Origin of the sequence: Methylorubrum sp. GM97 (assembly GCF_024347855.1) — a bacterium.
In the GTDB taxonomy this organism is placed as follows: Bacteria; Pseudomonadota; Alphaproteobacteria; order Rhizobiales; family Beijerinckiaceae; genus Methylobacterium; species Methylobacterium extorquens.
The window spans coordinates 5323338-5336414 of sequence record NZ_AP025942.1 but is presented as its reverse complement, the minus strand read 5'-3'; the positions used below and the strand labels follow the sequence as shown (position 1 = coordinate 5336414).

9 protein-coding genes and 2 pseudogenes are annotated in these 13077 nt (G+C 69.1%); 7 read left to right on the top strand and 4 right to left on the bottom strand.

The genetic code is table 11. From position 1 onward, the window contains the following. Positions 1–49: 49 nt before the first annotated feature. A pseudogene (locus MSPGM_RS24705) lies at positions 50–699 on the bottom strand (class II aldolase/adducin family protein). Between the two features lie 343 nt (positions 700–1042). On the opposite strand from MSPGM_RS24705, the gene MSPGM_RS24700 reads away from it, so the two are divergent. Further along, on the top strand, positions 1043–3745 hold the full coding sequence (locus MSPGM_RS24700; protein ID WP_015857638.1) for a bifunctional acetate--CoA ligase family protein/GNAT family N-acetyltransferase: 2703 nt from the start codon (positions 1043–1045) through the stop codon (positions 3743–3745). 109 nt (positions 3746–3854) lie between these two features. Here MSPGM_RS24700 and MSPGM_RS24695 read toward each other — a convergent pair whose 3' ends face one another. After that, positions 3855–4382: a Dps family protein gene (locus tag MSPGM_RS24695; protein ID WP_003607126.1), complete on the bottom strand. Its 528-nt coding sequence runs from the start codon at positions 4380–4382 to the stop codon at positions 3855–3857. Between the two features lie 148 nt (positions 4383–4530). Continuing rightward, positions 4531–6291, bottom strand: a complete 1761-nt coding sequence (locus MSPGM_RS24690; RefSeq protein WP_015857637.1) for a L,D-transpeptidase family protein — start codon at positions 6289–6291, stop codon at positions 4531–4533. A 262-nt stretch (positions 6292–6553) separates the two neighbouring features. Between MSPGM_RS24690 and ruvB the strand changes: the two genes are divergently transcribed. From ruvB to ybgC, 4 genes and pseudogenes are all read left to right on the top strand, one after another. After that, a complete protein-coding gene (gene ruvB / locus MSPGM_RS24685; protein WP_003602820.1) occupies positions 6554–7624 on the top strand; it encodes a Holliday junction branch migration DNA helicase RuvB in 1071 nt (356 codons plus the stop codon). Further along, a pseudogene (locus MSPGM_RS24680) lies at positions 7617–8557 on the top strand (metallophosphoesterase). Before ruvB ends, MSPGM_RS24680 begins: the two are co-directional and overlap by 8 nt. Before the next feature lie 305 nt (positions 8558–8862). Then, positions 8863–9579 carry a DUF4142 domain-containing protein gene (locus MSPGM_RS24675; RefSeq protein WP_003602817.1) on the top strand — a complete coding sequence of 239 codons (717 nt, stop codon included), beginning with the start codon at positions 8863–8865 and terminating at the stop codon, positions 9577–9579. Between the two features lie 170 nt (positions 9580–9749). Beyond that, positions 9750–10181 carry a tol-pal system-associated acyl-CoA thioesterase gene (ybgC, locus tag MSPGM_RS24670; protein WP_003602815.1) on the top strand — a complete coding sequence of 144 codons (432 nt, stop codon included), beginning with the start codon at positions 9750–9752 and terminating at the stop codon, positions 10179–10181. On the opposite strand, the gene MSPGM_RS24665 is transcribed toward ybgC, so the two are convergent. Continuing rightward, positions 10168–11199, bottom strand: a complete 1032-nt coding sequence (locus tag MSPGM_RS24665; RefSeq protein WP_244426822.1) for a methyl-accepting chemotaxis protein — start codon at positions 11197–11199, stop codon at positions 10168–10170. The genes ybgC and MSPGM_RS24665 overlap by 14 nt on opposite strands. A 658-nt stretch (positions 11200–11857) precedes the next feature. Here MSPGM_RS24665 and tolQ point away from each other — a divergent pair. Beyond that, a complete protein-coding gene (tolQ, locus tag MSPGM_RS24660) occupies positions 11858–12574 on the top strand; it encodes a protein TolQ (RefSeq protein ID WP_003602810.1) in 717 nt (238 codons plus the stop codon). A gap of 49 nt (positions 12575–12623) precedes the next feature. Further along, positions 12624–13073 (top strand): ExbD/TolR family protein, encoded by a 450-nt coding sequence (locus tag MSPGM_RS24655; protein ID WP_003602809.1) that lies wholly within the window; start codon positions 12624–12626, stop codon positions 13071–13073. Positions 13074–13077: the final 4 nt, after the last annotated feature.

Sequence of the window (13077 nt, the reverse complement as noted above, 5' to 3'; positions counted from 1 at the left end):
TTCAAACCATTCTGCATCGAGGCCAATCGAAACCGCTGTATGCAAAAACTCAATGCCCAGATTTCTCACGAGGGCCATAAGACTTGAATCGCTCGACCGTCTCGGCGACTTCGGCATCGGACAGCACCACCGGGGCGCCGACCTGCAGCGCGATCGCATATTGGCGGCACAGGGCCTCGACTTCGACGGCGAGCCACATCGCCTTCGACAGGTTCGGACCCGTGGCGATCATGCCGTGGTTGGCAAGCAGGCAGGCGCTGCGGCCTTCGAGGGCGTCGAGGGCGAAATCCGAGAGGCGCTGCGTGCCGTAGGGCGCGTAGGGGGCGCAACGGATGGTCGGGCCGCCGGCCATCGCGATCATGTAATGCACCGCCGGGATCTCCCGGCCGCAGATCGCGAAACCGGTCGCGTAGGGGGATGGGCGTGGACGACGGCGCCGATCTCGGGCCGGGCCGCCAGGATGTCCCGATGGAAGCGCCACTCGGAGGAGGGGGCCAGCGGATGGTCCCAATGCCCGTCGAAATCCATGGGAACGAGGTCATCGGGGCTGAGCTGCTCCGCCGGAATCCCGGAGGGCGTCACGAGGAAGCCGCTTCCGGTTCGGACGGAGAGGTTGCCCGAGGTTCCCTGGCTGAGGCCGAGATCGAGCATCCTGCGCATCGCCTCGACCATCGCTTGACGGGTCGCGAAAGTCGGCACGGGCAACTCCTCTGAGGGCGGATCGATCCTGCGATGCGGGGCACGCGCAGGGAACGGGCTTTGTCGGGCGCGATTGCACCGGCAATCGCCGGAACCGATCCGTGACACTATCCGCAGGAGCGGCCGGGTGAAACCGCGCCAGGGGGAGCCGGACCGGGGTTGGCGGCTGATGAAGCCCGCCGCCTGAGGCGGCAGGAACGCTCGCCGAACACGCGTATTGGACAGAGGTGTACTCGCTCTACGCGCTTCATATGCGGCTCCGTCGCGCCGATTGCGGTCGATCTGCTCCATCAGACGGCGGTTTGACGCTCGGCCTCGGGCCTTGAAATGATATAGGCGGCCCATGAGCACCTATCGATTCGAGGCTCTGCTCGCCCCGCGCCGCATCGCCGTGGTCGGAGCGGGCGACCGACCCGGCTCCGTCGGCCGGGCGATCATCGACGGCCTGCGCGCAGGCGGATTTACCGGCGACATCGTCCCGGTCCATCCGCGCGAGACCAGCGTCGATGGATTGGCGTGCAGCCCGCGCCTTGCCGACATCCCCCAGGCGCCCGACCTCGTGATGATCGCAACACCCCCGGCGGCGGTGCCGGGCATCGTCGAGGAGGCGGGGCAGATCGGCGCCGCCGCGGCGGTGATCCTGTCCGCCCATCTCGGCGTCGGCGAGGCGGCCCCGGCCGGCGCCGCTCACGCGGCGGCACGGCGGCACGGATTGCGGCTGATCGGGCCCGACAGCGTCGGCCTCAGCGTCCCGGCACGCGGCCTTAACGCGAGCTTGCTCGCGCGTCCGCCGAAGCCCGGCGATCTCGCCCTCATCTCGCAATCCGGCACCGTCGCCTCGGCCATCGCCGAATGGGGATGGCGGCACGGGGTCGGCTTCTCCGCGGTGATGACGCTGGGCCGCTCCGCCGACATCGACATCGCCGACTGCCTCGACCACTTCGCCGAGGATTTCCACACCCGCGCGATCATCCTGTCCCTGCACCACATCACGGATGCGCGGAAATTCCTCACCGCAGCCCGGGCGGCGGCCCGCGCCAAGCCGGTCGTGGTGCTGCGCACCGGGCGCCACGATGCGCCCGGCCGCCGGCCGGAGACGCATACCGGCGCGCTCGCCCGGCCCGGCGCCGTCTACGAGGCCGCCTTCCGACGCGCCGGCCTGCTCGCGGTGGACGGGCTCGATGCCATGTTCTCCGCCGTCGAGACCCTGGGGCGCCAGCGGCCCTTCCCCGGCAACCGGCTGATGATCGTCTCCAACGGGCGCGGCATCGGCGCGCTCGCCGCCGACCGGCTGGCCGACCTCGGCGGCACGCTGGCGGAGCCCGCACCGGCAACGCAGGACTGCCTGGCCCCGGTGCGGCACGGCCGGCAGGCCAACCCGCTCGATCTCGGCATCGACGCGGTGCCGGGCGATTACGTCGGTGCCCTGGAACCGCTTCTCGCCGGACGCGACAGCGACGCGATCGTCTCGATCCATGTGCCGACCGCGCGGGCGGGCAGCCGTGAGGTCGCCGAGACCGTGGCCGGCGCCGTCGCCAAGGCGCGTTCGGCGGGACGCCGCAAACCGGTCTTCGCGGTCTCGATCGGCGAGGACGAGGCGATCCGCGCGATCTATGCCGACGCCAAGATCCCGCTCTTTGCCACCGATGCCGACGCGGTGGAGGGCTTCCTGCACCTCGTGCGCTACCGCGAGGCGCAGAACGACCTGATGCGCACGCCGGATGCCCTGCCGCGCGAGTTCACGCCGGACGTCGCCGCCGCGCGCCGCATCGTGGACGAGGCGCTGGCCGAAGGCCGCACCTGGCTCGACCCCTACGCGGTGACCGAGCTGTTGACCGCCTACCGGATCGTCTCGGTGCCCGTCACCTTGGCGCCCGATCCCGATGGGGCCGCGGCGGCGGCGTGGCCACTGATCGCGGGCGGCGGCACGGTGGTGCTGAAGCTCGTCTCACCGGACGTGGTGCACAAATCCGAGGTCGGCGGGGTGCGCCTCGGCCTCACCTCGGAGGCGGACGTGCGCGAGGCAGCTCACGCCATGATCGCGCGCGTCCGGGAACTCCGCCCCGACGCGCGGGTGGCGGGCTTTGCCGTGCAGCCGATGCTGCGCCGGCCGCAGGGGCGGGAGCTGATCGCGGGCCTCGCCGAAGATCCGGTCTTCGGGCCCGTGGTCGTGTTCGGGCGCGGCGGCACGGCGGTCGAGGTCATCGACGACCGGGCTCTGGCGCTGCCGCCGCTCGATCTGGCCCTGGCGAGCGAATTGATCGGCCGCACCCGTGTGGCCCGCCGTCTCGAAGCCTATCGCGACGTGCCGGCGGCGGATCTGCCGGCGATCGCCCTACTGCTCGTGAAACTCGCCCAACTCGCCGCCGACCTGCCGGCGGTGCGCGAACTCGACATCAACCCTCTGCTGGCCGACGCCGACGGCGCGGTCGCCCTCGACGCGCGGGTGCGTATCGCGCCGGAGCCGAGCCCGCCGGAGCGCCGCCGCGGCAACTGGCACCCGCGCTTCGCGATCCGCCCCTATCCGTCCGATTGGGAGCGGCGGATCGAGGTCGGAGAGCGGTGCGTGCATGTCCGGCCGGTCCGGCCCGACGACGAGGACATGTTCCGCGCCTTCTTCGCGCAGGTGGACCCCGAGGACGTGCGCCTGCGCTTCTTCGCGCCGGTGCGGGACTTCAGCCATGCCTTCCTCGCCCGGCTGACCCAGCTCGACTACTCCCGTGCCATCGCCTTCGTCGCCCTCGACGATGCGGCGGAGGAGGACCGGCGCATGCTCGGCGCCGTCCGCCTGCACGCCAACGCCAACCACGACACGGGAGAATTCGCGATCCTCGTGCGCTCCGACATCAAGGGCACGGGGCTCGGCGCCGCCCTCATGCGCATGATGATCGACTGGGCCAGGGCCGAGGGCATCGCCGTGGTCGAGGGCAGCGTGCTGGCCGAGAACCGGCCGATGCGAGCGGTCTGCCGCCACCTCGGCTTCGTGGAGAAAGCGGTTCCGGACGACCCGAGCCTCGTGAAGGCGACGCTGAGCGTCGGGGGATAATCACCGCGTACGGCCCCGATCGCGACCGGCCTTTTCGCGCGACACTCCGCAGACAAAGAAAAACCGCCGACCCTTTCGGATCGGCGGTTCCTCGACATCGAGAAAGGGCTCAGTGGCCGCTGTCGGTGGCCTCGCGGGTCGACTCGTAGAGGAACCACGTGCGCTCCTCGGACTGATCGATCCACTCTTCCAAGAGGCTCGTGGTCGAGACGTCGTTGGCCTCGTCGGTGACGCTGTGCAGCTCGCGCATGTTGGCGGTCAGCGCCTTGTTGTCGTCGCGCAGCTCCTTGAGCATCTCCAGCGGGCTCACATAATCCGCGTTGTTGTCGGGAACGCGCTTGAGCTGCTCGGCCTGTCCGAGGGAGCGAAGGGTCGTACCGCCGATCTTGCGGGCGCGCTCGCCCACGGCGTCGATGATCGCGAAGATCTGCTCGGACTGCTCATCGAGCAGCAGATGATAGTCGCGGAAATTCGGCCCACTGACATGCCAGTGGAAATTCTTGGTCTTGATATAGAGCGCGAATAGATCCGACAGGAGAACGGTCAAGCCCTCGGAGATCTTCTTGACGTCGTTCGGGTCGAGATCGGTCGGGGTGTTGAGCCGGTCACTCGGGACGCGCAGCTTCGCTTTAGCCATGAGGGGGGTATCCTTAACACTCTGCAATCGAATTCAGACGGGCGACAACCGCGCCGGTACTCGATCGGCAGAATGAGGAAGCGGGAAGCTTTGTTCCGCTCCGCATGGCAGCGCTGCTTTGGATGGGACGCGGCGCCGCCGGTGCGCCTCAGCCCCGGCCTCCGACGAGGCCGGGCGGCATCGGCACCGGCTCGCTCTCCGGCCCACGGGCGGGTGGCGCGGCTTTCCGGGCCTGCGGCTTCGGCGGAGCCGGCAGGGCGGTTGCGGGCGCCGGAACGGGCGCGGCTCCGACCGGTGCGGGCTTGGCCGCCGCCGGCTTGGCGGGCGCACCCTGCGCCGTGGGCGGCAGGGGACGCGACGCGACGCCCGGTGCGGCCGGGCGGGGTGCCGGCGCCGTGCGGGGCGTGATGGCACCGGTGGTCGTCACGTCGGGGGCGGGCGGCGTCGCCGCGGCCGGCGCGGGTGGCGTATCGAGGCCGTAGATGTCGTCGCGGAAATGCACACGGCCGTCCGAGGTCGCGTAGCCGGTCATGTAGACGAAGGCGACCGGCGTCGGCTTCACGAGCTTTACGTCGCGCCGCTCGCCGACGGCGATAGCGGTCTCGATCTCGATCGGGCCCCAAGCGGAGCCCGGCCCGTTCGGTCCCTCGGTGCCCTGAAGCAGCCAAGCGGCGAACTCCTTCACCTGACCGACGCGCACGCAGCCATGCGAGTGGAAGCGCACCGAGCCGGCGAACAGCGACTTCGACGGGGTGTCGTGCATGTAGATCGCGTGGCGGTTCGGCATGTCGATGCGCACTTGGCCCAGCGAATTGTCGAGGCCGGAATCCTGGCGCAGCGTGTAGTTGGTCGCCTTCTGCGTGTTCCAGTCGATCGCATTCGGATCGACCTCGACGCCGCCGGGGCCGAGGATGCGGATGCGGTTCTTGGCGAGATAGCCCGGATTCTTGCGCATCGTCGGGATGATCTCGTTCTTGATCACCGAGACGGGCACGGTCCAGGTCGGATTGAGGTTCACATCGGTGATGCGGGTCTCGACCGCGGGCGTCTGCTTGTCGGGCGAGCCGACCACGGCGACGTAGCGGCGGGTGACCGCGCCGTTCTCCACCGCCTCCACCGTGGCGGAGGGGATGTTCACGGTCACGTAGCGCTCGCCGAAGCCGAAGTTCGACCCCATCAGCCGCTGCGCCGAGGCGCGTAGTTGCCGCTGCCGCACGTCGGCCGGCACGTTGAGGGCGTTCAGCGTCAGCCGGCCGAAGATGCCGGCATCCGGCAGGCCGTGGCGGGCCTGGAACGACTTCACGGCCGCGACCAGCGGCGGATCGAAGCGGTCGGAGGGCGGCGCGTCGGCGGGAAGGTCGCCGGTCAGGGTGAGGTGATGGCGCAGCGAGGGGATGGCGGCGTGGCTGTCGCCGGGCTTCGGGGCGAAGTCGGCGGGCAGCGTCTTCCAGCCGCCGGCCTCGGCGTAGACCTGGTAGCGCTCGGCGGCGCGCATCGTGTCGACGAAGGTCTGCGCGGTGTAGCTCGGCAGCGGATCCTCGGACACGCGGGCATAGACGACCGGCGGCAATTCCCGCGACACCTTCTTTGCCGGGGGCGCGTCGGCCGGAACCGCCACCGTGTCGGCGGTCGGGCGCTCCAGTTTCGGCGCGGTCTTCGAGTCGGGCTTCGGGTCAGGCTTCGGATCGACCTTGGGTTCCGGTTTGGGATCGGCCCTCAGCTCGCGTTTCGGCTCCGGCGCGGCCTCGGCCTTCGGCTCGATCCGCAGGTTGATCCGCGAATCGGGCTGCGGCTCGGAGACGGACTCGGCCCGGAGCGGGGCGGCGAGCAACAGGGCGAGGGCGGCTCCGGTGCCGCCGATGAGCCGGGCGCGGCAGGGCCTGCGCAGGGCGGGGATAACATTCGGCATCGCGGATCTCATCGGGTGCAGGGCCCGATCATCGGCGGGGTTGGTTACCAACTCGCTCACCACCTCGCCCACGGCGTGTGCCGAAGCACGCAAGCCGCTCGGGAGCGGACTGTTCTGCCGCGGTGGTGCGGGCGTGCAGGATGTGCAAAACGCGAGGTTGGAATCCCTCACGAGACGCCCCGCCGCCGGCCGTTTCCCCTCTGGGCGACGGCGCAGCGGGCGTTTTGCGAGTGCCATTCGGCCGACGCCCCGCGAGACCCCCGTGAGCGAAGACAAGACCTCCAAGCCCGGCAAGACCCTGCTGAGCCCCGAGCGCCGGCCGGACGACGCCGACCAGTCGATCCGCCCCTTGAGCCTCTCCGAGTTCATCGGGCAGCGGGCGGCGCGCGCCAACATGCAGATCTTCATCGAGTCCGCCAAGAAGACCGGCCAGGCCCTCGATCACGTCCTGTTCGTCGGCCCGCCGGGCCTCGGCAAGACGACGCTGGCGCAGATCGTCGCCCGCGAACTCGGCGTCAATTTCCGCTCGACCTCCGGCCCGGTGATCGCCAAGGCCGGCGATCTGGCGGCGCAGCTTACCAATCTGGAGGAGCGCGACGTCCTGTTCATCGACGAGATCCACCGCCTCAACCCGGCGGTGGAAGAGATCCTCTATCCGGCGATGGAGGACTACCAGCTCGACCTCATCATCGGCGAAGGCCCGGCCGCCCGCTCGGTGAAGATCGAGCTGCCGAAATTCACCCTCGTCGGCGCCACCACCCGCGCGGGCCTGCTCACCACGCCGCTGCGCGACCGCTTCGGCATCCCGATCCGCCTCGAATTCTACGAGATTGACGAACTGGAACTCATCGTCCGCCGCGGCGCGCGGGTGCTCGGCCTCGGGATGTCGGAGGAGGGCGCCAACGAGATCGCCAAGCGAGCCCGCGGCACCCCGCGTATCGCTGGGCGCCTGCTGCGCCGGGTGCGCGACTTCGCCATCGTCGAGGATGCGACGACGGTGACCCGCGCCATCGCCGACCGGGCGCTGCAGATGCTCGACGTCGATCCTGTCGGTCTCGACGTGATGGACCGCAAGTATCTTACCCTGATCGCGGCCTCGTTCGGCGGTGGTCCGGTTGGGATCGAGACGATCGCCGCGGCCCTCTCCGAGCCGCGCGACGCGATCGAGGACATCATCGAGCCCTACCTGATCCAGAAGGGCTTCGTGCAGCGCACCCCGCGCGGGCGGGTGCTGACGCCGCACGCCTTCCGGCACATGGGCTTTGCCGAACCGCGGCGCGATCCCGGCTCGCAGTTCGGCCTGTTCGGCGGCAGCGACGACCCGGATGCCTGAGGGCCGAAGCCCCGTCTCCGTCACGCGACGGACGGTGCTGATCGGGCTCGGCGCGACGGCGCTGACCGGGGTGGGGACGGGCGCCTATGCAGTCGGCATCGAGCCGATGCGGCTCGCGGTGACGCGCTACCGCTTGAAGCCGATCGGCCCCTGGCCGGAGGGCTTGACCCTGCGGATCGTCGCGCTGGCTGATATCCATGCCTGCGAGCCCTGGATGTCGACCGCGCGCATCGCCGGCATCGTCGCGGCAGCCAACGCCCTCCAGGGCGACGTGATCGTGCTGCTCGGTGACTACGTCGCCGGCATGCGGGTCGTCACGCGTTACGTGGACGCCGCCGAGTGGGCGCCCGTGCTCGGACAACTCGCGGCACCGCTCGGCACCTACGCCATCCTCGGCAATCACGATTGTGGGAGGACAAGACGGCGCAGGCCCGTGGCGCCGGCCCGACGATCGCGGGCGAGGCGCTTCGGCGCGTCGGTATCCCCGTGCTGGAGAACGACGCGCTGCCGCTCTCGGTCAAAGGTCACACGGTCTGGCTCGCCGGCCTCGGCGACCAGCTCGCGCTCCTGCCGGGTCGCAAGCGCCATGGCCATCCCCGCATCGGCCTCGACGACCTGACCGGAACGCTGGCGAAGATCCCAGACGGCGCGCCCGCGATCCTGCTGGCACACGAGCCCGACATCTTTCCGCAGGTGCCGCCGCGGATCGCGCTCACGCTCTCAGGCCATACTCATGGCGGACAGGTGCGTCTGTTCGGCCGCTCTCCCGTCGTCCCCTCCCGCTACGGCAACCGCTTCGCCTACGGCCATGTCCGCGAGCAGTCGGATCTCATCACCTCCGGCGGGCTCGGCACGAGCATCGCGCCGGTGCGGTTTGGCGTGCCGCCGGAGATCGTCGTGGTTGAGCTCGGAGCCCAAGACGCGAAGCGCTGAGGGATGCATCGAGCACATATCGTCTGCGTCATAATCGACGAAAACGTCGGCGTATCTTAATCATTTTAGACTGTATCAGCGACCGTCAAGGCGACGCCAATTGACAACAAACCCTTGTTATAAAACAAATTATTCGAGGTTTTTCGGTCTTTCCAGCGGCAATCCGGCGCATCCGTGGTTCTCGATGGCGTGACCGGCGGTATGCGGAACAGGCGTGCATCGCACAAGTTGAGGGCCCGACCACGCTCTTCGGGAGCGCCGGCCCAACGAACGATTCCAGCACGACCTTCAAGGAACCCTCCGCCATGAAGACGACCGTCCTGGCCGCCCTCGGCCTGTCCGTCGCTGCCCTCGCCACGCCCGCCCTGGCTCAGGACGCCCTGCCGCTGCGCATCGGCAGCGACGCACCGATCGGGCGCGCCGGAACCGATACCCGCGACTTCCGCGCCGAGGCCCTGCGCTCGGATGCCACCAGCATCGAAGCCAGCCGGATCGCCCTGGAGCGCTCACGCAACCCGCATGTGCGCAACTACGCCAACCGGATTCTGGTCGAGCGTCAGGCCACCACCCGCGCCTTGCTGCCCGAGGGCACGTCGCTGACCGCCAGCGGGCGCGTCGTCTCCGACCAGCAGGGTATCCCCACCCGCCTCGACAACCCGATCGGCGTGGTGCTGGCCCCGGTGACGCTGGCCGCCAACATCGGCACCGGCATCGTCGGCGGCGTGCTCGGCGGCGTCGGCCTGATCGACAACAGCCCGGGCGAGCCCGGCCGTCGCGTCGCCCTCGGCCCGAATGGCCAGCAGCGCCTCGAGCGCCTGCGTTCGGCCCGCTCGGCTCGCGACTTCGACCGGGCCTATGTCAGCGGGCAGGCCCGCTCCGATGCGCGCACGCTGGCGCTCTACGGCACCTATGCCCGCAACGGCGACAGCGCCGCCGGCCGCACCTTCGCCAACGAGGCGCTGCCCTACATCGCCGACGAGCACGCCCACTCGGCCACCCTGGCGAACCGCATCGGCGGCTGATCGACCCGAACCCGACTGCCGTGCAGGGCCGCCCTCGAAAGGGGCGGCCCTTGCCGTTCGAGGCACCGTTGCCGATGTCGAGCCGGCTCGCCGGAAAGGGCGCCGCCCGACCTCTCGCCACCCATGACGAGACCCGCTAAATGACGGGATCCCCACGAACCCGGACGTCCATGGATCCGACCACAGGCGCCGATGCGCACCGCCTTCCGCTGCGCATCTACTACGAGGACACCGATTTCTCGGGCTTCGTCTATCACGCGAGCTACCTGCGCTTCATGGAGCGGGGCCGCACCGAACTCCTGCGCACGCTCGCGGGTGACCAGTCCGAGATGCACGCGGAGGGCACAGGGCTCGTCTTCGTCGTGCGGAAGATGACCCTCGACTTCCTCAAGCCCGCCCGCATGGACGATTGGATCGAGGTTCACACCCGATCGAGCGAGTTGCGCGGCGCCTCGATGCACCTCGCCCAGGAGGTGCGCCGCGGCGACGAGGTGCTGGTGCGCGCCGATGTCGTGGTCGCCTGCGTCAGGGACGGACGCGCGATCCGCCTGCCCGAAGGACTGCGCCGCGCCATGACGCCGGCCGGTCTCAGATCCGCCTGACCTCGACCAGGAATTCCTGAACCGCCCGCGTCACCTGCTCCATCTGCTGGTCGAGGATCGTCGTCGCGGAGAGGACCGAGCGGGCCGAGCCGGCCGAGGTCTCGGCCGTGGTAGCGACCTGGGCGATGCTGCCCCCGACGAGCCCGGTGCGATCGGCCGCCTCGCGGGCGCTCCGGCTGATCTCGCCGGCCGTGGCCGACTGCTCCTCGACCGCGGCGGCGATGGTGGTGGCGCCGTCGTCAAGGCCGCGGATCACCCCGGAAATCCGCTCGATGGCCGCAACCGTCTGGGCGGTCGCCGCCTGGATCAGCCCGATATGCTGAGCGATCTCGCCGGTGGCCCGCGCGGTCTGGCCGGCGAGCACCTTGACCTCGGTCGCCACCACGGCGAAGCCCCGCCCGGCCTCGCCGGCCCGGGCCGCCTCGATGGTGGCGTTGAGGGCAAGCAGGTTGGTCTGGCTGGCGATCGAGCTGATCAGCCCGACGACCTCGCCGATGCGTTGCGAAGTCTCAGAGAGCGCCTTGACGCTCTCCATGGCCGCGCCTGCCTCATTCACAGCCTGTCCGGTCGCCGCGCTGGAGCGGTTGACCTGCCGGGTGATCTCGCCGTTCGAGGCGGTCAGTTCCTCGACGGCGGCGGCGACGGATTGGACGTTCACCGTCGTGTCGGTCGCGCCGGTGGCGGCGCTGTCCGCCGCGCGGGAGGTCGCGTCGGTCGCCGAGAGGACGCGCTCGGCCGCCCCGCGCATCGCGCCGGTGGCCGCGGTGGCCTCACCGAGAGCGGTTCGGACGGCGGCGTCGAAGCTGGCGATGGATTCGGTGAAGGGCGTCACGTCAGCCCAGGACAACACGGCGGCAATGTAGCGGCCGGCCGTGTCGCGGACCGGGGAGACGTGAAGGTCGAGCGTCTTCGGTCCGAGCCGGATCTTGGTGCGCCAGGGCAGGCGCGCGGGATCGGCGACGATGCTGCGCTGGTGCGCCGGGTTCTTATGGAACACGTCCATGGTGAGGCCCACCATCGCATCCGGATTGACGGAGGCCGGCAGATGCTCGCGCAGACTGCGAAGTGTTTCGATGCTGCGTTGGTTCGCGAAGGTGATGGTCGCCTCCGTCGGATGGAGGACGAGAACGTTGACCGGGAGCGCGTTCAGAACGGCCGCGTAATCAACGGCAAGTGTGTTTGCATGCTCCCGCGGCTGTAGCGCGGCCGCTTGGGATGCCCGTCGCCGGAGAATCATGGGAAAAAACACCTGCTCGCTTGAGGGCCGAAGCGGCCCGTTTCGACGAGAGATAGCCTTACATATGTTGGTTTAAGAACGGTGAAGGGCACAACAAAAGTAAACATTCGTTGCCATAAGGCGGCCAAGTAGAAAAATGCCGCGCACGTCTATTTCAAGTTTTTTGCCGATCTCAGATGCGCTCACCGGCTTCGACAGTCTTCACCGAGCGTTTCTCGAAGCGCGAGCAGCGCGGCTGCGACAACGATTTCTTAACCATGCCACGGGCTTAGAATCAGGCGTGGGACGGCTCGCATGGCACCGCGGAACGGGTGGAGCCTGACTGACCCCGACCCTTACTTTCGACAGATTCCCGAGTGATCTCAAACCCTATCGCTCAATGGATCAGTCGGCAGTCCGGTGCGCCTCGGCGCGGCCCTGACGACGCGAGGATCGTTCGATGACTCCAGCCGATGCCATGCAGGCCGCGCCCGTCGCAGACATGAGCCTGTTCGGCCTGTTCTGGCAGGCCCACTTCGTCGTGAAGCTCGTGATGGTGGGCCTTCTCGGCGCCTCGATCTGGTGCTGGTCGATCATCGTCGACAAGACGCTGCTGTTCCGCCGCACGGAAGCCGAGATGGACGCCTTCGAGGAGGCGTTCTGGTCCGGCCGCTCGCTGGAGGAACTGTACCGCTCCTTCAACGACCGCCAGCCCACCGGCCTCGGCGCGCTGTTCGTCGCCGCCATGCGGGAGTGGAAGCGCTCCTTCGAAGGTTCGGGCCGGCAGATCCACTCGCTGTCGCAGCGCATCGACAAGGTGCTCGACGTCACGATCCAGCGCGAGGTCGAGCGGCTCGATTCCCGCCTCCTGTTCCTTGCCTCGATCGGCTCGGCCGGCCCCTATATCGGCCTGTTCGGCACGGTCTGGGGCATCATGACCGCCTTCACCTCGATCGCGGCCTCCAAGAACACGTCGCTCGCCGTCGTGGCGCCCGGCATCGCCGAGGCCCTGTTCGCCACCGCCATCGGCCTGTTCGCGGCGATTCCCGCGGTGCTCGCCTACAACAAGCTTCAGGCCACCGTGGCGAAGTCGCAATCGCGGCTCGAAGGCTTCGCCGACGAGTTCTCGGCGATCCTGTCGCGGCAGATCGACGAGCGCCTGTCGGTCGCGGCCTGAGCGCCTGAAGCAGATCGAGAGCGGGAGCTGAATCGATGGGCAAGACGCGATGGGCATGACGCACGGCGCGGCACAGGGCGGCGGCAAGCGCCGCCGCCGCGGACGGCGCGGACACGGCGCCATCAACGAAATCAACATGACGCCGTTCATCGACGTCGTGCTGGTGCTTCTGATCGTCTTCATGGTCGCGGCCCCGATGATGACGGTCGGCGTCCCCCTCGACCTGCCGCAATCGAAGGCGAGCCCGCTCAACTCCGACGTCAAGCCGATCACGATCTCGATCCGCCGCACGGGCGAGGTCTATCTCGGTGAGGTCGAGTTGAAGGACGACGACATCGTGCCCCAGCTCATGCAGACCTCCAAGACCGGCACCGAGGAGCGGGTGTTCGTGCGCGGCGACAAGCGCGTCGATTACGGGCGTGTGGCCCAGGTGATGGCGATCGTGACCGGCGGCGGCTTCAAGAAGGTCGCCCTCGTCACCGAGCCGGAAGCGAATTAGCGGA

Coding starts and splice junctions, on each gene's coding strand:
- MSPGM_RS24700 (WP_015857638.1), top strand. CDS start 1,043: ATGAGCACCTATCGATTCGAGGCTCTGCTCGCCCCGCGCCGCATCGCC.
- MSPGM_RS24695 (WP_003607126.1), bottom strand. CDS start 4,382: ATGGCTAAAGCGAAGCTGCGCGTCCCGAGTGACCGGCTCAACACCCCG.
- MSPGM_RS24690 (WP_015857637.1), bottom strand. CDS start 6,291: ATGCCGAATGTTATCCCCGCCCTGCGCAGGCCCTGCCGCGCCCGGCTC.
- MSPGM_RS24675 (WP_003602817.1), top strand. CDS start 8,863: ATGAAGACGACCGTCCTGGCCGCCCTCGGCCTGTCCGTCGCTGCCCTC.
- ybgC (WP_003602815.1), top strand. CDS start 9,750: ATGGATCCGACCACAGGCGCCGATGCGCACCGCCTTCCGCTGCGCATC.
- MSPGM_RS24665 (WP_244426822.1), bottom strand. CDS start 11,199: ATGGTGGGCCTCACCATGGACGTGTTCCATAAGAACCCGGCGCACCAG.
- tolQ (WP_003602810.1), top strand. CDS start 11,858: ATGACTCCAGCCGATGCCATGCAGGCCGCGCCCGTCGCAGACATGAGC.
- MSPGM_RS24655 (WP_003602809.1), top strand. CDS start 12,624: ATGGGCATGACGCACGGCGCGGCACAGGGCGGCGGCAAGCGCCGCCGC.